The following is a 17,111-nucleotide window of genomic DNA, read 5'->3' as shown; positions in this document are numbered from 1 at the left end:
CCACGACGCCGTTCGGGGCCTGCCGCAGCCAGATGTGAGTTCCCTCATCTGCCTGTCCCGAGCGGACGGAGCACGAAGGATGAGGGCATGGCTCGGACCGGCTGGCGCAGCGTCGTCGAGGCGGCCTGCGCCGGTGAGGAGTGGGCGTTCGCGGAGCTGTGGCGCGAGTACTCACCGCGGGTCCAGGCATTCGTCCGGGCCAGGGGAGCGTCGGAGCCGGACGACCTCACGAGCGAGGTGTTCCTCCAGGTCCTGCGACGACTCCCGACGTTCGAGGGGGACGAGTCCGACTTCCGGGCGTTCCTGTTCACGGTGGCCCGGTGCCGGCTGGTCGACGAGCTGCGCCGCCGGTCGCGGCAGCCGCTGCACCTCGAGTGGGCGCCCGAGCGGGACGGCCGCAGCAGTGAGAGCGCGGAGGCCCTGGCGATGCGGGCCGTCGCCGACGGAGAGACGGCCCGACTGATGGACGAGCTGACCCCCGACCAGCGCGAGGTCATCGCGCTCCGGGTGCTGGGCGAGCTGACGGTGGAGGAGGTGGCGAGGGTGACGGACCGGCCCGCCGGCGCGGTCAAGGCGCTGCAGCGCCGCGGCCTCGACCGGCTCCGCCGCCTCGTGAGGGACCAGGAGCAGGCCGCCGGGGGCGCCATCGAGGCAGGTGGTCGACGATGACCGGCCGCACCTTCCCGCCCGTGGACGACCTGCAGCTCGTGCTCGACGGCCACGAGCCGAAGAGCGACGAGCAGCGGGAGCTCGCCACGGTGGTCACGGCGCTGCGGTCGGCGTACGGCGAGGGCACGCCGACCCCGTCCGCCGAGCTGGCGGCCCTGCTCGACCGCGCCGCGACGGACCCGGCCCGTCCCGTGGCCGGACCGGTGGCCCGGCCGCCCCGATCGCGCGTCGTCCCACTGCGAGCCAGGGTCGTCGGCGCCGTCACCGGCGCCGGGGTCGCCGCCCAGCTGGCGATCGCCTCGGCCGCAGCCGCGACCGCCACGGTGGTCGCGGGCGTCGCGGGCGTCCTGCCGTCGCAGCTCCAGGAGGGGTTCGACGAGATGGTCTCCGTCATCGTGCCCGGTGCCTCGGCGACTGAGACCGAGATCGAGCGCGGCGACGTGCCCACGACAGAGCCGCAGCCCACGCAGGACGGGCCGGAGCCGGTGGTCGGGGGTGACCGGTTCGACGGTGCCACCAACCCCGTGGACGAGGTGGACGACTCCGCCGCGGACAAGAAGGACGCCGAGCGGGACGCAGCCGAGGACAAGGAGGACGACGACCGCGACGCAGCCGAGGACAAGAGGGACGCCGAGCGCGACGCTGCCGAGGACCAGAAGGACGCGGAGCGCGACGCCGCGGAGGACGTGAAGGACGACGCCCGGGACGCTGCCGAGGACGCGAAGGACGACGCCCGGGACGCCCAGGAGGACAAGCAGGACGCGGTCGCGGGTGCCGAGGACGACAAGCAGGACGCCGCCGAGGAGGCCCAGGACGAGGCGGAGGACGCGAACGGCGACGCCCGTGACCGGGGCGAGGACCGCGGCGAGCGGACCGACAAGGACGAGGCCGAGCGTGACCGCGAGGGGGATCGCTAGCCTGCCGGGGTGACTGCCGCCGCGGACTGCGTGTTCTGCCGGATCGTCGCGGGGGAGGCCGAGGCGGGCGTCGTGCTCGACGAGCCCGACTTCGTGGCGTTCCTCGACGCGCGGCCGCTGTTCAAGGGCCACCTGCTGCTGGTGCCGCGCCGCCACGTCGACACCCTGCTCGACCTGCCGGACGACCTGCGCGACGGCTTCCTCGCCACAGCCCAGCGGCTGGCCCGCGCGGTGGTCGAGGGGCTCGGTGCGCAGGGCTCGTTCGTGGCGATGAACAACGTGGTCAGCCAGTCGGTCCCGCACCTGCACCTCCACGTCGTGCCCCGGACCAAGGGCGACGGGCTGCGCGGCTTCTTCTGGCCCCGCACGAAGTACGCCGACCGCGACGACCGAGACCGGTTCGTGACCATGCTGCGGGCCGCTCTAGAGTGAGTGGCCGCCAGCAGCCCCCCACACGGAGGAGTCACACGATGGGTCGCTACGACGGACGCGTCGTCGTCGTCACCGGAGCCGCACGAGGCATCGGCTTCGGCACCGCCCAGCGCTTCGCCGAGGAGGGCGCCTCGGTCGCCGTGCTCGACCTCGACGAGGCCGCGGCCGCCGATGCCGCCGGCAAGCTGCCGCTGGCGGAGGGCGCGAAGGCCGTGGGCATCGGCTGCGACGTCAGCGACGCCGCCGCCGCGGAGGCCGCCGTCGAGCGGGTCGTCGCCGAGCTCGGCGGCATCCACGTGCTGGTCAACAACGCCGGCATCACCCGCGACAACCTGCTCTTCAAGATGACCGAGCAGGACTGGGACCTCGTCATGGACGTCCACCTCAAGGGTGCGTTCCTCATGACCAAGGCCGCCCAGAAGCACTTCGTCGAGCAGAAGTACGGCAAGATCCTGAACCTCTCGAGCGTCTCCGCGCTCGGCAACCGCGGCCAGGCCAACTACTCGGCCGCGAAGATGGGGATCCAGGGCTTCACCCGCACGCTCGGCATCGAGCTCGGCCCGTTCGGCGTCAACGCCAACGCCATCGCCCCCGGCTTCATCGCCACCGACATGACCGACGCCACCGCGGCCCGGCTGAAGATGGACGTCGAGGAGTTCCGCCGCCTCAACGCCGAGGCCAACCCGGTGCGCCGGGTCGGCTTCCCCGAGGACATCGCCGCCGCGGCCGCCTTCCTGTGCAGCGACGAGGCGTCGTACATCACCGGCCAGACCCTGTACGTCGACGGCGGGGCCAAGCTGGGCTGACGCCCGCCCCTCGCTCCGTCGCACCAGAACACCCGCAGAACCACACGATCGGATCACCCATGCGCCGCCTTCGCCTGACCGCCGCCGCCCTGGTCGCCACCAGCCTCGTCCTCGCCGGGTGCGGCGGGGGAGACGAGGAGCCCGCCGACGAGAAGCCGGAGGCCCAGGAGATCGCCGGGGGCTCCGAGTTCGCCTCCACCTGGCCGCTGACCGGCCTGCCCGTCGAGGGCGAGGACACCTCGGTCCGGACCCACCCGGTGCTGGTGACCAAGATCGACAACACCGGGTCCAGCGCGCCGCAGGTCGGCCTCGGCAGCGCAGACCTGGTGGTCGAGGAGCTTGTCGAGGGCGGCATGACCCGGCTCGCGGTCTTCCACTACTCCGAGCTCCCGGAGAAGATCGGCCCGGTCCGGTCGATGAGGGCCACCGACATCGGCATCGTCTCCCCGGTCGACGCCTCCGTGGTGACCAGCGGCGCCGCCGCGCAGACGATCGCGCGCGTCAAGAGTGCCGGCATCCGGATCATCCAGGAGGGCGCGAAGGGGATCTACCGGGAGAGCTCGCGCAGCGCCCCGTACAACGTCTTCGCCAACCTGCCCGACATCGCCGAGAGCATCGAGGGCGAGGAGGACCGGCCCGACGACTATCTCCAGTGGGGCGAGGCCGGCGACCTGCCGAAGGGCCAGAACGCCCGCACCGTTGCGGCGTCGTTCTCGGGCGGCCACACCACCAGCTGGTCCTACGACAAGGACGGCTACCGCAACGTCGACGGCTACGCCGCCGAGGGCGACGAGTTCGTCGCCGACACGGTGCTGGTGCTGCGGGTCCAGGTCGGCGACGCCGGCTACAGGGACCCGGCCGGCAACCCGGTCCCGGAGACCAAGCTCGAGGGCAAGGGCCAGGCGATGCTCTTCCACGACGGCCGGCTGGTGCGCGGCACGTGGACGAAGGACGGCCTCGACGCGCCGTTGGAGCTGTCGACCAAGGCAGGCCGGCTGACCGTGCCCGCAGGGCACACCTGGATCGAGCTGGTCCCGGCCAACGGCGGCAACGTCACCTTCGGCAAGTGACGCACCGCTGACGGGCGGGCGCCCGCCGCCTGCAGGTCAGCGGCGGGTGCTGCCCATGCTCGCGGGGAGCTCGGCCCCGGAGTCGGCGAGCGACCGGAAGCCCGCGAGGATGAACGCGATGGCCGTCTCGACGCGTGCCGCCGCGGCCTCGGGGTCGGAGGCGGTCGAGACCGACTCGCCGGCCGAGGACATCGCCCCGAAGAAGATCCGGGCGAACGTGTGCAGCATGTCCTCGTCGAGCTCCCAGGCCCCGGCGTTGAGCACCGAGGTCACGATGTCGAGCACGTTGGCGTACGTCGACCGCTCCTCCTGCTCGCGGTAGCGCGGATAGCCGAGGACGGCCGGGCCGTCCTGGATGACCACCCGGCGGTAGGTGGGCTCGCGCACCACGTCGAGGAACGCCTGCAGGCCGGCAATCGCCTTCTCCCAGGGGTCGTTGTGGCCGGCGTGGGCCTGCGAGATGGCCTGCGCCGCCCGGGTCTCGACCCGCTCGAAGACGGCCTCGAACAGCGCCTGCTTGCCGCTGAAGTGGTGGTAGAGCGCGCCCTTGGTGACGTCGGCGCCGGCCACGATCGCGTCCAATGAGGTGGCGGCGTACCCGCTCTCGGTGAACAGCTCCTCAGCGACGTCGACCAGTGCGCGCTTGGTCGACGCGGAGTACTGGGCGCGCCTGCTCGCGCCGCTGACCAGCTTGTGCACCGAGGACTTGGTCATTGGCGCAGTCTAGGTGGTTTCCCTCTCGTCACCGCGTCATGCCGGTGAGCGAGGTCACGGGCAGTTGAAGTTTGGCATACCCAGAGTGCGGGTCATACTGAGAGTACGTACCAAAGGTATGTGCGTGAGACAGGAGAGACAGAGCCATGACCTGGAAGTCCTTCCACCGCCGCGGAGAGGTCCTCCGCAGCGTGATCGCCGCCGCCAACGAGCGCCGTGACGGTGTCCTGCCCTGGGACCTCGACGGTGTCGCCGAGACGTTCGACGACGAGCTGGCGCTGCTGGCCGCCCTGCAGCTGCAGTGGCACACCCGGCTCGCGGGCCGTATCGAGCGCGAGCTGATGACCCAGCCGATGGACCTCGAGGCGGCGGTGATCGTGGCGTGGCGGGACCTCGCCGACGAGCAGCCCGGCGTGCTCGCGGTGCTGGACCACTACCGAGCCCACCCCACCGACGACGCCATGGCCGAGGCCATGGCCAAGTCGACCGAGAAGGAGCACATCCTGCTGGCCATGATGGCCGGCCGCTCCAGCGCGATGGACGCCGCGGCCGCCCGAGTCGGCGCCCTGATCGAGAGCCAGGCGCGCGCCCTGCCGCCCGCCCCGCAGTCCGTGGCCGCCGCGGCGGCCAACCACGGCCTCCTCGAGCGCATCAAGGCGGTCCTCGCGGCCTGATCGGCCGCACCCACGACCGGCCCCACGACCAGGCCCCGGCCCCGACGCACCCCCTCGCGGCTCCCTCCCACTTGCCGCACTCCCACCCGCGTCGGGCCCGGGGCCGACGCGTACCCGGTCCGGGTGTCGTGGCAGCCGTGGCGGTCGGCCATCATGGGGGCATGGTCGAGGTGCGTGCGGGAATGCTGCTCGTGGCGACGCCCGTGCTGCTCGACCCCAACTTCGCCGACACCGTCGTGCTGCTGCTCGACGCCGACGACGACGGCGCCCTCGGCGTGGTCCTCAACCGGCCTTCGGTCGTCGCCGTGGCCGACGTGCTCGCCGACTGGCGCGACGTGGTCGCCGCCCCCGAGGTCCTCTTCCACGGCGGACCGGTCAGCGCCGACGGCGCCCTCGCCGTGGGCCTGCTGCGCACCAGCGACGACGTCCCCGTCGGCTTCCGCGCGGTCACCGGCCAGCTCGGCATCATCGATCTCGACACGCCCGTCGAGCTCGTCGACGGCACCCTCGACGGGATGCGCATCTTCGCCGGGTACGCCGGCTGGGGCGCCGGCCAGCTCCAGGCCGAGATCGAGGAGGGCAGCTGGTACGTCGTCCCGGCGGAGGCCGTCGACGTGTTCCGGATGGACCCGACGGACCTGTGGCGCGACGTGCTGCGGCGCCAGCCAGGCGAGCTCGCCTGGCACTCGACGCGGCCGGTCGACCCGGACCTGAACTGAGATCCGACCGCTTAGGATGGGGGCCATCATGACCAGCATCGGCTTCTCTCCCGGCACCGAGACGATCGAGGATCGGCGCACCCAACCGACCGACGACGGGGACCACGAGCGGTTCTCCCACTACGTCGACAAGGACAAGCTGACCGAGGCCATGGTGATGGGCACCCCCGTGGTGGCCCTCTGCGGCAAGGTGTGGGTCCCCAGCCGCGCTCCGGAGAAGTACCCCGTGTGCCCGGAGTGCAAGGAGGTCTGGGAGTCGATGAAGCCTGGGGACGAGGGGAACGAGTGACCGGGCGGCCCGACGACGCCGCCCCTCCGACCCCCGCACTTCCTCCCGCCTGGCCCGAGCGCGCTGCCTGGGGCACCGCGCCGTCGCTGCGCGCGTGGCAGGCCGCGGCGATGGGGAAGTACTTCGAGGAGAGCCCACGCGACTTCCTCGCGGTCGCGACCCCCGGGGCCGGCAAGACGACGTTCGCGCTGACCGTGGCGGCCGAGCTGCTCGGCCGACGGGTCGTCGACCGGGTCACGGTCGTCGCCCCCACCGAGCACCTCAAGCTGCAGTGGGCCGAGGCCGCGGCGCGCGCCGGCATCCCCATCGACCCGACGTACTCCGCCGGCAAGGGGAAGACCTCGCAGGACTACGTCGGCATCGCGGTGACCTACGCCGGCGTCGCGGTGAACCCGCTCGCCATGCGGATCCGCACAGAGCGCTTCAAGACGCTGGTGATCCTCGACGAGGTGCACCACGCCGGTGACGCGCTGTCGTGGGGCGAGGGGATCCGGGAGGCGTTCGAGCCGGCCGCGCGCCGGCTGGCGCTGACCGGGACGCCCTTCCGAAGCGACGTGAACCCGATCCCGTTCGTCCAGTACGCGCCCGGTCCCGACGGCATCCCGCGCTCGGTGGCCGACTACACCTACGGCTACTCGCACGCGCTCGCCGACCACGTGGTCCGTCCGGTGCTCTTCATGGCCTACTCCGGCGAGATGAAGTGGCGCACCCGCGCCGGCGACGAGGTCGCCGCGCGGCTGGGGGAGCCGCTGACCAAGGACATGACCGGGCAGGCGCTGCGCACCGCGCTCGACCCGAAGGGCTCGTGGATCCCGTCGGTCCTCGCCGCCGCCGACAAGCGGCTCTCCGAGGTCCGCCGGCACGTGCCGGACGCCGGCGGCCTCGTGATCGCGACCGACCAGGACTCCGCGCGTGCCTACGCCAAGACGCTGCGCGAGATCACCGGCGAGGGCCCCACCGTCGTGCTCTCGGACGAGAAGGCCGCGTCGAAGAAGATCACCGCCTTCAGCGAGAGCGAGGACCGCTGGATGGTTGCGGTCCGGATGGTGTCCGAGGGTGTCGACGTGCCGCGGCTCGCGGTCGGCGTCTATGCCACGACCACCTCGACGCCGCTGTTCTTCGCGCAGGCCGTCGGTCGCTTCGTCCGGGCCCGCGCCAAGGGCGAGACGGCGTCGGTCTTCCTGCCGTCGGTGCCGAACCTGCTCGGCTTCGCCTCCGAGATGGAGGTGCAGCGCGACCACGTGCTCGGCCGGGTCGTCACCGACGAGGACGACATCTTCGCCGCGGAGCAGGAGCTGCTCGACCGGGCGGCCGCGTCCGAGGCGGCCTCGGCCGAGCTCGAGCAGTCCTTCGAGGCGATCGGCTCCGAGGCCCGCTTCGACCGGGTGCTGTACGACGGCGGCGAGTTCGGCCACAGCGGCGAGGTGCACGTCGGCTCCGAGGAGGAGATGGACTTCCTCGGCATCCCCGGCCTGCTCGAGCCCGACCAGGTGCGCGAGCTGCTCCACCACCGGCAGAGCGAGCGAGCCCGCAAGCAGAAGGCGGCGCCGCCGCCCGGGTCCCAGGGGCCGCACGCCGACACGGTCCGCGAGGTCTCCACCCACGAGCAGCTCGCCGTGCTGCGGCGCGAGCTCAACGGGCTCGTGGCCGCGTGGTTCCACCGCACCGGCCAGCCGCACGGCGTGACGCACGCGGCGCTGCGCAAGGAGTGCGGCGGCCCGGCCGCGGCGATCGCGAGCGCCGAGCAGCTGCACGCCCGCATCGACCGGATCCGCGACTGGGCGGTGAAGAAGTCCTCCTGACGGGAGCCCGGTCAGCCCTTCGCGGCGCGGGCCACCTCCCCGGCGCGTCCGCCCCAGGCGAGCAGCTGGTCGGGGTCCTGCAGCACGGCGTCGGGGATGCGCCAGTAGGGCATCCGGCCGTGCCGCTCGCTGCCGGCGGCCTCGAAGTCGGGCGCCGTCGCGTCGTCGGCGCGGAGGTAAGCCGCGCCGCGGGTGTCGACGAGCGCGAACATCGTGCCGTCGAGGAAGATGCCGTGGCCGCCGAACATCGTGCGGCTGGTGACCGGGCCGAGCGGCTCCAGCGACTCGACGAGCATCGCCGCCCGCTCCGCTCCCTCGGCCGACTGCCTCGCGCCCTTCTCGCCCATCCTCCGATGCTCCCACCGGGCGCGAGCGGCGTCACGGCGCCTCCCGCAGGTGGGGTACGCGAGGTCCGATCGGCGTCCGGACCCTCGGCCTGACCCGCCTGCCCTCCCTAGAGTGGGGTCCATGGCGGCCGAGACCTCCCAGACGCTGGACCGCGGGCTGCGCGTCCTCGACGCGCTGGCGGGAGCGCCCGGCGGGCTGACGGTCACCGAGCTCGCGCGGCACCTCGGCGTGAACCGGACGGTCGTCTACCGGCTCGTCAGCACCCTCGAGCAGCACGCCCTGATCCGCCGCGACGGCCGCGGCCGGCTCCACGTCGGCCTCGGCGTCCTCCACCTCGCCTCGGCCGTGCAGCCGGTGCTGCGCGACCTCGCCGTCCCCGTGCTGCGGGCGCTCGCCGAGGACGTCGGCTGCACCGCCCACCTGACCGTCGCCGACGGCGACGAGGCGCTGGCGCTGGCGGTCGTCGAGCCGTCGTGGACCGACTTCCACGTCGCCTACCGGGTCGGGGCCCGGCACGCGCTGGCCAAGGGCGCCGCGGGCAAGGCCATCCTCGCCGGCCGCGAGCCCGGCGGACCGCCGTACGTCGTGACGCAGGGTGAGCTGCAGTCCGGGGCCACCGGACTGGCGGCTCCCGTCCCTGGCATCGAGGGGCTGGAGGCGAGCGTCGGCATCGTGACGCTGGACTCCCTGGACGCCCCGCGGATCGGCCCGCAGGTGGCCGCGGCGGCACGCGAGGTCGCGACCCGCCTGGCCTGACCCGCGAGCTGCCACCACTTACCCCGGAGAAGGCGCCGAGCTGCCACAAGTTCCCCCGGAGAAGGCGCCGAGCTGCCAACAGTTCCCCTCGCAGGCGGGCCGAGCTGCCAACAGTTGTCAGTCCTCGACGCTGGCGCGGGCCAGCTCGAGGACCCGGAACGGCACCTGCTCGGCCAGCGCGATCACCGTCGAGCTGCGCACGATCGCGGCGTCGTCGAGGACCCGGTCGATCACCCGCTGCAGGTCGGCGTTGGTGCGCGCGACCACCCGTGCCCACATGTCGCCGGCCCCGGTGATCGTGTGCGCCTCCAGCACCTCGGGGATCGCGGCGAGGTGCCGCGCGACGGCGTCGTGGCCGGCGCCCTGGCGGATCTCGAGGGTGAGGAACGCGGTGACCGGGTAGCCCAGCGCCTCGGGGGAGAGCTCGGGTCCCCAGCCGGTGATCACACCGCCGGCGACGAGCTTGTCGAGCCGCGCCTGGACCGTGCCACGGGCCACCCCGAGCCGGCGCGACGCCTCGAGGATCCCGATCTTGGGCTGGCTGGCGAAGAGATCGATCAACCTGCTGTCCAGTGCATCCATCATCGTCCTCGGAGTGGGCAACTTGACCAGTGAATTGTCGTACTGTTGCACAGGATGCCCTGTGGCGGCAGGGTGATCTGCATGACCTCCACCCACGAGACCCCGACCACCGGCGGCGCCCTCACCGCCGACGAGCTCAAGGCCGACCTCACCCTCGACCAGCTCAAGCAGCTCGTCGGGCTGGTGGAGTACGACGCCAGCAACGACCCGTTCCCGGTCATCGCGATGGACTCCGTCGGCTTCGTCGTCGGCAACGCGACCCAGACCGCGAACTTCTACCAGCTGGCGCTCGGCATGGAGCTCGAGGCGTACCGCGGCCCCGAGACCGGCCACCGCGACTCGAAGTCCTTCGTGCTGCGCTCCGGCTCCGCCCGGTTCGTCTTCACCGGCGGCGTGACTCCGGACAGCCCGGTGCTCGACCACCACCGCAAGCACGGCGACGGCGTCGTCGACCTCGCGCTCGAGGTGCCCGACGTCGACCGGTGCATCGAGCACGCCCGCGCCCAGGGCGCCACCGTCCTCGAGGAGCCGCACGACGTCTCCGACGAGCACGGCACCGTCCGGATGGCCGCGATCGCGACGTACGGCGAGACCCGCCACACCCTCGTCGACCGCTCGCAGTACCACGGCCCCTACCTGCCCGGCTTCGTCGCGAAGACCACGACGGTCACCCGGCGCGAGGGGCACCCCAAGCGGCTCTTCCAGGCGATCGACCACTGCGTCGGCAACGTCGAGATCGGCCGGATGGACGAGTGGGTCGAGTTCTACAACAAGGTCATGGGCTTCACGAACATGGCCGAGTTCATCGGCGACGACATCGCCACCGACTACTCCGCGCTGATGTCGAAGGTCGTCGCGTCCGGCAACCACCGGGTGAAGTTCCCGCTCAACGAGCCGGCCATCGCCAAGAAGAAGTCGCAGATCGACGAGTACCTCGAGTTCTACGACGGCGCCGGCTGCCAGCACATCGCGCTCGCCACCAACGACATCCTGCGGACCGTCGACATCCTGCGCGACAACGGCATCCAGTTCCTCGACACCCCGGACTCCTACTACGACGACCCGGAGCTGCGTGCCCGGATCGGCGAGGTGCGGGTTCCGATCGAGGAGCTGAAGAAGCGGCGGATCCTGGTCGACCGCGACGAGGACGGCTACCTGCTGCAGATCTTCACCAAGCCGATGGGCGACCGCCCGACGGTCTTCTACGAGTTCATCGAGCGCCACGGCTCCCTCGGCTTCGGCAAGGGCAACTTCAAGGCCCTCTTCGAGGCGATCGAGCGCGAGCAGGAGATCCGCGGCAACCTCTGACCTCTCGCCCGCAAGGGCTCCGGCGCACACGGCCCGGCCGTCGGTAACCGATGGCCGGGCCGTCCCGTCCGCCGTACGCTGAGGCTGAACGGCAGACGAGGTGCGACATGGTCCAGAGCCCGGGACTCGACAGCGCAGGCGTCGACGCGCTGGCTGCGGGGCGGGCCGCGCTCGAGACCGGCGACTGGCCGGCCGCTGCCGCCAGCCTCGAGGCCGCGGTCGCCGCCGACGCCGCGCCAGATGCGCTGGAGTCGCTCGGCACGGCGTACTTCTGGCTCGACGACCCGCGCACCATCGAGGTGCGGGAGAGCGCCTACCGCGGCTACCGGCAGCGCGGCGACCGCCGGGACGCGGCGCGGGTCGCGATCACGCTGGCCTACGACCTGGTGACCTTCCGGGGTGAGCCGGCGATCGGCCAGGGCTGGCTCGAGCTCGCCGAGCGGCAGCTCGACGGGGTGCCGCTCTCGCCCGAGCACGGGCTGCTCGCGATGTGGCGGGCCGACTTCGCCCTCGACGCCTTCGGCGACACCGAGGAGGCCGTCCGGCAGGCCGCGCGGGCCCGGGAGATCGGCCGCGAGCTCGGCCAGGACGACATCGAGCTGTTCGGCCGGGCCATCGAGGGCAACCTGCTCGTGACCCGCGGCCAGGTCACCGAGGGGATGCGGCTACTGACCGCCGCCGCGGCCGCCGCTGTGAGCGGGGACATCGCCGACCGGGCGCTGGCGGGCTACGCCTGCTGCTACCTCATCAACGCCTGCGACCTCGTCAACGACTTCGACCGCGCGGCGCAGTGGTGCCGCCAGCTCGACGAGCTGTGCGGGCGGGTCGGCTTCCACTCGCTGCAGCAGCTGTGCCGCGCCGAGTACGCCGGGGTGCTGCTCGAGCAGGGCGACTGGACCCGCGCGGAGGAGCACATGGTGGCCGCGGCCGAGGCGCTCGGCCGGGCCCGCCCGGCGATGGCGGGGGAGGCGTGGGTCCGGCTCGCCGAGCTGCGGCGGCGCCAGGGGCGGCACGACGAGGCCGTCGACATCCTCGGGCGCGCGGCCGGCCACCCGCGCCTGCCGCTGGTCGAGGGCGAGCTCGCCCTCGACGCCGGCGAGGCGGCCGACGCCGCCGCGGCGGCCGAGCGCTACCTGCGGGGCGTCCGGCCCCAGGACCTCGCCTGGCGGGCGGCCGGGCTCGACCTCCTCGCCCGCGCCGGGGTCGAGGCCGGCGACCTCGACGAGGCCGAGACCGCGCTGGCCGAGCTCGAGCAGATCGCGGCGCACGTCGGGCCCGGGCCGCTGCTGGCCGGCGCCCGGCTTGCGCGCGCCGAGCTGCTGCTGCGGCGCGGCGACCACGTCCGCGCCCGGCACTGCGCCGAGGACGCGATCGACCTCTACGACAGAGCCGGCGCCCGCTACGGCGCGGCCCGCGGGACGCAGGTGCTGGCGCGGCTCCTCGCCGCCGCCGGCGACCACGAGTCGGCCGCGCGGGAGGCCGCGGCGGCCGACCGGGCGCTGCGGGCACTTCGGCTGCCCCCTGGCGGGCCCGGCGACGCGCCCCAGCCGGCCGGGCGGCCGGACTCGCCGCTCTCGCCCCGCGAGCTAGAGGTCCTGCACCTCGTCGCCGAGGGACTGACCAACGCCGAGATCGCCGGTCGCCTGGTGCTCAGCGAGCACACCGTGCACCGCCACGTCGCCAACGCGATGGGCAAGCTCCAGGTCGGCAGCCGGGCGGCGGCGGTCGCGCGCGCGTCCGCCCTCGGCGTGCTCTGAGGCGGATCAGGCAGCGTCCTGTGAGGAGGAGTCGGTGGCCCGTTCGGGCCATCCGTGCGCAGCCCCGGAAATGGCCGCTCCGTGCGACGCGGCGACCCGGTCACCGTTCCTAGCGTGGCGTCACCAGCCACCCCAGGAGGAGCCATGACCGAGACCGTCCGCGACGCCGCGGCCCAGCCCAGCAGCCGGGCCGGCGAATTCCTGACGCCGGGCGACCCGGCGTACGACGAGGCGCGCCGGCTGCACAACGCCATGATCGACAAGCGCCCGTCCGTGATCGCCCGCTGCACCAGCGCCGACGACGTGGTCGCCGCGCTGGCCTACGCCCGCGAGCACGGGCTGGAGGTCGCCGTGCGCGGCGGCGGCCACGGCGTCGCCGGCACTGCGCTCGTCGAGGACGGCCTCGTGGTCGACCTGTCCCGGATGCGGGAGGTCGAGGTAGACCCGGACCGGCGGACCGCCCGGGTCGCCGGCGGTGCCCTGATGACCGACCTGGACCGCGCCTGCCAGCCGCACGGACTCGCCACCACCGGCGGCCGGGTCTCGACCACCGGCGTCGGCGGCTTCACGCTCGGCGGCGGGACGGGCTGGCTCGACCGGGCGTTCGGGCTCGCCTGCGACAACCTGGTGTCGGTCGACCTGGTCACCGCCGACGGCCGGAAGGTGACCGCCTCCGAGGACGAGAACCCCGACCTGTTCTGGGCGCTGCACGGGGGCGGCGGCAACTTCGGCGTCGCGACCTCGCTCACCCTGCGGCTGCACGAGCTGCCGGTCTTCAGCGCGGTGCTGATGATGTTCGAGGTCGAGGACGGCGAGGCCGCGATCCGGGAGTACCGCGACATCGTCGAGAGCGCCGGCGACCACGTCAGCGGCGGCTGCATCTATGTCGCCGCCCCCGAGGAGGACTTCGTCCCCGAGCGGCTCGTCGGCAAGGTGGTGCTGCTCGTGCTGACCACCGTGATCGCGGGAGAGGCCGAGGCGCGCGCTCTCACCGGGCCGCTGCGCGACCTCGGCCCGGCCATCGACGAGGTCATGGAGATGCCGTACGCCGACGTGAACTGCATGCTCGACGACCCGCCGGGGAACCGGAACTACTGGTCGGCCGAGCACCTGATGACGCTGCCCGACGCGGCCGTGACCGCGCACGTCGCGGCGCTGGAGACGATGCCGCAGCCGACCGGTTGCCAGCACGTGCTCTTCGCCGCGGGCGGGGCGTCCGCGCGGAACACCGCCGGCTACCCGGTGCCGTGGCGCGACGCGCCCTGGGTGGTGCACCCCTTCGCGGTGTGGGCCGACCCGGCCGACGACGACCGGGCGCGGGCCTGGGTCCGGCAGGTGCGGGAGGCGGTCCGGCCCTGGTCGACCGGCGACGTCTACCTGAACTTCATCGGGCACGAGGGCGCCGACCGGGTCCGCGCCGGCTACGGCGAGGCCGCCTGGCGGCGGCTGGTCGAGGTCAAGCGCGAGTGGGACCCCGGCAACGTCTTCCACCTCAACCACAACATCGACCCGGACTGAGGGCGGGTCGGGACAGAATGGCCGGGTGCCGACGTACGTGGGGTTCCTGAGGGCGATCAACCTGGGGGCGACGAGGAAGTTCCCGAAGGACGCCGTGGTGGCGGCGGCGGAGGGCGCCGGCTTCTCCGACGTCGCCACCCACCTCAACACCGGCAACGTCCGGGTCAGCACAGCGCTGCGGTCGCGGGCCCGGGTCGAGTCGGCGCTGGAGGAGGCGTTCGCGGCCGACCGCGGCTTCGCGGTGCCGACCGTGGTGCTGACGCCGGCCGAGCTCCGGGCGGTCGCGGCCGACGCCGACGCGCTCGGTGGCGGGCACGACGGGATGCACTACGTCTCGTTCCTCAAGGAGGAGCCGACGGCGGAGGGCACCGAGGCGCTGGAGGCCCTCGCCCGTGACGGTGAACGCGCCCACGTGCGCGGCCGGGCGGTCCACCTGCTCGTCGGCGCGGAGTACCGCTCCGCCCGGCTCACCAACGCGGCCGTCGAGAAGTGGCTCGGCGTCGCGACCAACCGCAACGTCACCGTGGTCCGCGCCCTCGCCGAGAAGTGGGCCTGACGGGCGGGAGCCGCGTCAGGAGCCGCTGAAGTCGGGGGCCCGCTTCTCGCGGAACGCCGCCAGGCCCTCCGCCGCGTCGGCAGTGCGCAGCAGCATCGTCTGGCCGACCCGCTCCCGCTCCAGGGCGGGATCGAGCCCGGTCGGTCCCACCAGGGTTGCGGCGTTGACCGCCCGCTTTGTCGCCGCGAGCGCGAGCGGCGGTCCGGCCGCCAGCCGCCGCGCCACCTCGTCGGTGGCGTCGGCCAGCTCGTCGTCGGGCACGAGAAGGCTCACCAGCCCCGCGTCGTACGCCGTCCGCGCCGGCAGCGGCTCGGCCAGCAGCGCCAGCCGCATCGTCCGCGCCCGGCCCAGCGAGGCCGCCAGGGTCGTCGTGGCGCCGCCGTCGGGCATCAGGCCGAGCCGGGTGAACGGCAGCAGGAACGACGCCGACTCCGCGGCCAGCACCAGGTCGGCGGCCAGCGCGAGCGAGCAGCCGAACCCCGCGGCGACGCCGTTGACGGACGCCACGACCGGCTTGTCGAGCCGGACCACGGCCCGGACGATCCGGTTGGCCCGCTCCACGGCCGCCTCGTCGAGCGCTGCGGAGCCCTCACCGACGTCCGCGCCGGCGCTGAACGCCCCGCCGGACCCGGTCAGCACCACCACCCGCACGTCGTCGTCGGCGACCGTGTCCTCGAGAACCCCGGCCAGCCGGTCGGCCAGGCCGGGGGTGAGGGCGTTGCGCGCCTGCGGCCGGTCGAGGACCAGCCGCAGCACGGCGCCGTCCCGCCGGACCAGGAGGCCGTGGTCCGCGTCCTGGCCGGCGTCGGCGTCAGCCAAAGCGCACGCCCGCGTCGCGCATCTCGGACAGCGCGCGGGTGGTCGTCTCCGGCGCCACACCGGCGCTGAGGTCCTCGAGCAGGCGGACGTTGAACCCGTGGCCGACCGCGTCCAGTGCCGTGGCGCGCACGCAGTAGTCGGTGGCGAGGCCGCACACGTCGACGTCGGTCACCTCGTGGCGGGCCAGCCACTCGGCCAGCCCGGTGCCGGTGACGTCCTTGCCCTCGAACCCGGAGTAGGCAGCCTCGTGGTTGCCCTTGAGGAAGATCGCGTCGAACGGCTGCGGGTCGAGGTTCGGGTGGAACGCCTCGCCGTCGGTGCCGACCCGGCAGTGCACCGGCCAGGAGTCGACGAAGTCGGGGTCGGTGGACCAGTGGTCGCCCGGGTCGACGTGGTGGTCCTTGGTGGCGACGACGTGGGCGTAGTCGGGGGCCTTCGGATCCTTGAGCACCCAGTGCCGCAGGATCTCGGCGATGTCGTGGGCGACCTGCGCGCCGCCCTGCACCGGCAGGGAGCCGCCCTCGCAGAAGTCGTTCTGCACATCGACCACAATCAGCGCCCGCTTCATGCTCGCGAGCCTAGCCGCGTCAACGCCCCGGCAGCCACGCGATGACGTCGCGGATGCCCTGGTCCCAGAAGCCCCACTCGTGGTCGCCGGGCCGCAGGTCGAACGTCACGTCGACCCCCCTGGCCCGCGCCTCGGCCACGAACCGCTCGTTGCTCGCGAGCAGCTCGTCGTCGGTGCCGCACGAGACGTGCAGCGGCGGGACCGCCCCGGCCGGTGCGGCGGCGAGCAGCGCGAAGAGGTCCGCGTCGGGGCCGGGAACTCCTGCGAAGACCCGGTCGTGCATCTCCGGGTCCCGCTCCGGGGAGGCGGCGAGCCCCACGACGTCCAGCGCGCCCGACAGGCTGGCCGCGGCGGCGTACCGCTGCGGGTGCGTGAGCGCCAGCTTCAGCGCGCCGTAGCCGCCCATGGAGAGGCCGGCCACGAAGGTGCTGTCGGGTCGCTCGGTGACCCGGAAGAACGAGCGCACCACCTGCGGCAGCTCCTCGGAGACGTACGTCCAGTAGTCGTGGCCCCGCGCCTCGTCGGTGTACCAGCTGCGCGCCACCGCGGGCATGACGACCGCGATCCCGGCCGCGGCGGCGTACCGCTCGATCGAGGTGTAGCGCGCCCAGGCGGTGTGGTCGTCGGAGAGCCCGTGGAGCAGGTAGAGCAGCGGGAAGCCGTCGTCGCCGCCCGGCGCGCCTGCGTCGGCCCCGACGCCGATCTGGGCGGAGGTGGCCTGCGGGAGGACGACGCTCATCGACGTCCCCGTCCCGAGCGACTCGGAGAAGAAGTCGCAGGTCACGAACGCCATGTCGCCTCCACGCG

20 protein-coding genes are annotated in these 17,111 nt (G+C 73.4%); 14 read left to right on the top strand and 6 right to left on the bottom strand.

Features of this window, described 5'->3' with window-relative positions:
* Nucleotides 1–87: 87 nt before the first annotated feature.
* Genes ACFP2E_RS14725 through ACFP2E_RS14705 form a run of 5 tightly spaced genes read left to right on the top strand, consistent with a single transcriptional unit; the run spans nucleotide 88 to nucleotide 3,894 of the window.
* A complete protein-coding gene (locus ACFP2E_RS14725; protein ID WP_378523075.1) occupies nucleotides 88–669 on the top strand; it encodes an RNA polymerase sigma factor in 582 nt (193 codons plus the stop codon).
* Nucleotides 666–1,586 (top strand): hypothetical protein, encoded by a 921-nt coding sequence (locus tag ACFP2E_RS14720; RefSeq protein ID WP_378523076.1) that lies wholly within the window; start codon nucleotides 666–668, stop codon nucleotides 1,584–1,586. The genes ACFP2E_RS14725 and ACFP2E_RS14720 overlap by 4 nt, the downstream gene beginning before the upstream one ends.
* Nucleotides 1,587–1,595: 9 nt before the next feature.
* A complete protein-coding gene (locus ACFP2E_RS14715; protein WP_378523077.1) occupies nucleotides 1,596–2,018 on the top strand; it encodes an HIT family protein in 423 nt (140 codons plus the stop codon).
* A gap of 38 nt (nucleotides 2,019–2,056) precedes the next feature.
* Nucleotides 2,057–2,824 (top strand): SDR family NAD(P)-dependent oxidoreductase, encoded by a 768-nt coding sequence (locus tag ACFP2E_RS14710; RefSeq protein WP_378523078.1) that lies wholly within the window; start codon nucleotides 2,057–2,059, stop codon nucleotides 2,822–2,824.
* Nucleotides 2,825–2,883: 59 nt separating this feature from the next.
* Nucleotides 2,884–3,894 (top strand): DUF3048 domain-containing protein, encoded by a 1,011-nt coding sequence (locus ACFP2E_RS14705; protein WP_378523079.1) that lies wholly within the window; start codon nucleotides 2,884–2,886, stop codon nucleotides 3,892–3,894.
* Nucleotides 3,895–3,930: 36 nt separating this feature from the next.
* On the opposite strand, the gene ACFP2E_RS14700 is transcribed toward ACFP2E_RS14705, so the two are convergent.
* Entirely contained in the window at nucleotides 3,931–4,608 is a 678-nt protein-coding gene (locus ACFP2E_RS14700) for a TetR/AcrR family transcriptional regulator (RefSeq protein ID WP_378523080.1), read from the bottom strand.
* Nucleotides 4,609–4,754: 146 nt separating this feature from the next.
* Here ACFP2E_RS14700 and ACFP2E_RS14695 point away from each other — a divergent pair, with 146 nt between their 5' ends.
* From ACFP2E_RS14695 to ACFP2E_RS14680, 4 genes are all read left to right on the top strand, one after another.
* Nucleotides 4,755–5,282, top strand: a complete 528-nt coding sequence (locus tag ACFP2E_RS14695; RefSeq protein WP_378523081.1) for a hypothetical protein — start codon at nucleotides 4,755–4,757, stop codon at nucleotides 5,280–5,282.
* Between the two features lie 161 nt (nucleotides 5,283–5,443).
* Nucleotides 5,444–6,001: a YqgE/AlgH family protein gene (locus tag ACFP2E_RS14690; RefSeq protein WP_378523082.1), complete on the top strand. Its 558-nt coding sequence runs from the start codon at nucleotides 5,444–5,446 to the stop codon at nucleotides 5,999–6,001.
* A 28-nt stretch (nucleotides 6,002–6,029) separates the two neighbouring features.
* Nucleotides 6,030–6,290 carry a DUF3039 domain-containing protein gene (locus ACFP2E_RS14685; RefSeq protein WP_378523083.1) on the top strand — a complete coding sequence of 87 codons (261 nt, stop codon included), beginning with the start codon at nucleotides 6,030–6,032 and terminating at the stop codon, nucleotides 6,288–6,290.
* A 110-nt stretch (nucleotides 6,291–6,400) separates the two neighbouring features.
* Entirely contained in the window at nucleotides 6,401–8,092 is a 1,692-nt protein-coding gene (locus tag ACFP2E_RS14680) for a DEAD/DEAH box helicase (RefSeq protein ID WP_378523152.1), read from the top strand.
* 11 nt (nucleotides 8,093–8,103) lie between these two features.
* Here the strand turns inward: ACFP2E_RS14680 and ACFP2E_RS14675 are convergent, their stop codons facing one another.
* Nucleotides 8,104–8,439, bottom strand: a complete 336-nt coding sequence (locus ACFP2E_RS14675) for a TfoX/Sxy family protein (protein ID WP_378523084.1) — start codon at nucleotides 8,437–8,439, stop codon at nucleotides 8,104–8,106.
* A gap of 121 nt (nucleotides 8,440–8,560) precedes the next feature.
* Here ACFP2E_RS14675 and ACFP2E_RS14670 point away from each other — a divergent pair, with 121 nt between their 5' ends.
* Nucleotides 8,561–9,196 (top strand): IclR family transcriptional regulator, encoded by a 636-nt coding sequence (locus ACFP2E_RS14670; RefSeq protein ID WP_378523085.1) that lies wholly within the window; start codon nucleotides 8,561–8,563, stop codon nucleotides 9,194–9,196.
* A gap of 117 nt (nucleotides 9,197–9,313) precedes the next feature.
* On the opposite strand, the gene ACFP2E_RS14665 is transcribed toward ACFP2E_RS14670, so the two are convergent.
* Nucleotides 9,314–9,778 (bottom strand): Lrp/AsnC family transcriptional regulator, encoded by a 465-nt coding sequence (locus ACFP2E_RS14665; protein WP_378523086.1) that lies wholly within the window; start codon nucleotides 9,776–9,778, stop codon nucleotides 9,314–9,316.
* An 81-nt stretch (nucleotides 9,779–9,859) separates the two neighbouring features.
* Between ACFP2E_RS14665 and hppD the strand changes: the two genes are divergently transcribed.
* The 4 genes from hppD (at nucleotide 9,860) to ACFP2E_RS14645 (ending at nucleotide 14,917) form a co-directional block, all read left to right on the top strand.
* Nucleotides 9,860–11,086 carry a 4-hydroxyphenylpyruvate dioxygenase gene (gene hppD, locus ACFP2E_RS14660; RefSeq protein ID WP_378523087.1) on the top strand — a complete coding sequence of 409 codons (1,227 nt, stop codon included), beginning with the start codon at nucleotides 9,860–9,862 and terminating at the stop codon, nucleotides 11,084–11,086.
* 107 nt (nucleotides 11,087–11,193) lie between these two features.
* The gene (locus ACFP2E_RS14655; RefSeq protein ID WP_378523088.1) at nucleotides 11,194–12,843 is read left to right on the top strand and encodes a LuxR C-terminal-related transcriptional regulator; all 1,650 of its coding nucleotides are present in this window, start codon (nucleotides 11,194–11,196) and stop codon (nucleotides 12,841–12,843) included.
* A gap of 144 nt (nucleotides 12,844–12,987) precedes the next feature.
* Nucleotides 12,988–14,361 carry an FAD-binding oxidoreductase gene (locus ACFP2E_RS14650; protein ID WP_378523089.1) on the top strand — a complete coding sequence of 458 codons (1,374 nt, stop codon included), beginning with the start codon at nucleotides 12,988–12,990 and terminating at the stop codon, nucleotides 14,359–14,361.
* Nucleotides 14,362–14,386: 25 nt separating this feature from the next.
* Complete coding sequence (locus ACFP2E_RS14645; protein ID WP_378523090.1) at nucleotides 14,387–14,917, top strand: DUF1697 domain-containing protein; 531 nt, start codon at nucleotides 14,387–14,389, stop codon at nucleotides 14,915–14,917.
* 15 nt (nucleotides 14,918–14,932) lie between these two features.
* Here the strand turns inward: ACFP2E_RS14645 and ACFP2E_RS14640 are convergent, their stop codons facing one another.
* The 3 genes from ACFP2E_RS14640 to ACFP2E_RS14630 are packed head-to-tail and all read right to left on the bottom strand — an operon-like array spanning nucleotide 14,933 to nucleotide 17,097.
* Nucleotides 14,933–15,736: an enoyl-CoA hydratase-related protein gene (locus tag ACFP2E_RS14640; protein ID WP_378539345.1), complete on the bottom strand. Its 804-nt coding sequence runs from the start codon at nucleotides 15,734–15,736 to the stop codon at nucleotides 14,933–14,935.
* On the bottom strand, nucleotides 15,729–16,304 hold the full coding sequence (locus ACFP2E_RS14635; protein ID WP_378523093.1) for an isochorismatase family protein: 576 nt from the start codon (nucleotides 16,302–16,304) through the stop codon (nucleotides 15,729–15,731). The genes ACFP2E_RS14640 and ACFP2E_RS14635 overlap by 8 nt, the downstream gene beginning before the upstream one ends.
* 19 nt (nucleotides 16,305–16,323) lie before the next feature.
* Nucleotides 16,324–17,097, bottom strand: coding sequence for an alpha/beta hydrolase (locus tag ACFP2E_RS14630; RefSeq protein WP_378523094.1), 774 nt, complete (start codon nucleotides 17,095–17,097; stop codon nucleotides 16,324–16,326).
* Nucleotides 17,098–17,111 lie beyond the last annotated feature (14 nt).

Source organism: Nocardioides sp. GCM10027114, from assembly GCF_042659625.1.
GTDB lineage: Bacteria > Actinomycetota > Actinomycetes > Propionibacteriales > Nocardioidaceae > Nocardioides.
This window is presented reverse-complemented; position numbering and strand designations above follow the sequence as displayed.

What these genes read in the sequence shown, in the direction of transcription:
- ACFP2E_RS14725 (WP_378523075.1), top strand. Translation starts at nt 88, where the DNA reads ATGGCTCGGACCGGCTGGCGCAGCGTCGTCGAGGCGGCCTGCGCCGGT.
- ACFP2E_RS14720 (WP_378523076.1), top strand. Translation starts at nt 666, where the DNA reads ATGACCGGCCGCACCTTCCCGCCCGTGGACGACCTGCAGCTCGTGCTC.
- ACFP2E_RS14710 (WP_378523078.1), top strand. Translation starts at nt 2,057, where the DNA reads ATGGGTCGCTACGACGGACGCGTCGTCGTCGTCACCGGAGCCGCACGA.
- ACFP2E_RS14705 (WP_378523079.1), top strand. Translation starts at nt 2,884, where the DNA reads ATGCGCCGCCTTCGCCTGACCGCCGCCGCCCTGGTCGCCACCAGCCTC.
- ACFP2E_RS14700 (WP_378523080.1), bottom strand. Translation starts at nt 4,608, where the DNA reads ATGACCAAGTCCTCGGTGCACAAGCTGGTCAGCGGCGCGAGCAGGCGC.
- ACFP2E_RS14695 (WP_378523081.1), top strand. Translation starts at nt 4,755, where the DNA reads ATGACCTGGAAGTCCTTCCACCGCCGCGGAGAGGTCCTCCGCAGCGTG.
- ACFP2E_RS14690 (WP_378523082.1), top strand. Translation starts at nt 5,444, where the DNA reads ATGGTCGAGGTGCGTGCGGGAATGCTGCTCGTGGCGACGCCCGTGCTG.
- ACFP2E_RS14685 (WP_378523083.1), top strand. Translation starts at nt 6,030, where the DNA reads ATGACCAGCATCGGCTTCTCTCCCGGCACCGAGACGATCGAGGATCGG.
- ACFP2E_RS14680 (WP_378523152.1), top strand. Translation starts at nt 6,401, where the DNA reads ATGGGGAAGTACTTCGAGGAGAGCCCACGCGACTTCCTCGCGGTCGCG.
- ACFP2E_RS14675 (WP_378523084.1), bottom strand. Translation starts at nt 8,439, where the DNA reads ATGGGCGAGAAGGGCGCGAGGCAGTCGGCCGAGGGAGCGGAGCGGGCG.
- ACFP2E_RS14670 (WP_378523085.1), top strand. Translation starts at nt 8,561, where the DNA reads ATGGCGGCCGAGACCTCCCAGACGCTGGACCGCGGGCTGCGCGTCCTC.
- ACFP2E_RS14665 (WP_378523086.1), bottom strand. Translation starts at nt 9,778, where the DNA reads ATGGATGCACTGGACAGCAGGTTGATCGATCTCTTCGCCAGCCAGCCC.
- hppD (WP_378523087.1), top strand. Translation starts at nt 9,860, where the DNA reads ATGACCTCCACCCACGAGACCCCGACCACCGGCGGCGCCCTCACCGCC.
- ACFP2E_RS14655 (WP_378523088.1), top strand. Translation starts at nt 11,194, where the DNA reads ATGGTCCAGAGCCCGGGACTCGACAGCGCAGGCGTCGACGCGCTGGCT.
- ACFP2E_RS14650 (WP_378523089.1), top strand. Translation starts at nt 12,988, where the DNA reads ATGACCGAGACCGTCCGCGACGCCGCGGCCCAGCCCAGCAGCCGGGCC.
- ACFP2E_RS14635 (WP_378523093.1), bottom strand. Translation starts at nt 16,304, where the DNA reads ATGAAGCGGGCGCTGATTGTGGTCGATGTGCAGAACGACTTCTGCGAG.
- ACFP2E_RS14630 (WP_378523094.1), bottom strand. Translation starts at nt 17,097, where the DNA reads ATGGCGTTCGTGACCTGCGACTTCTTCTCCGAGTCGCTCGGGACGGGG.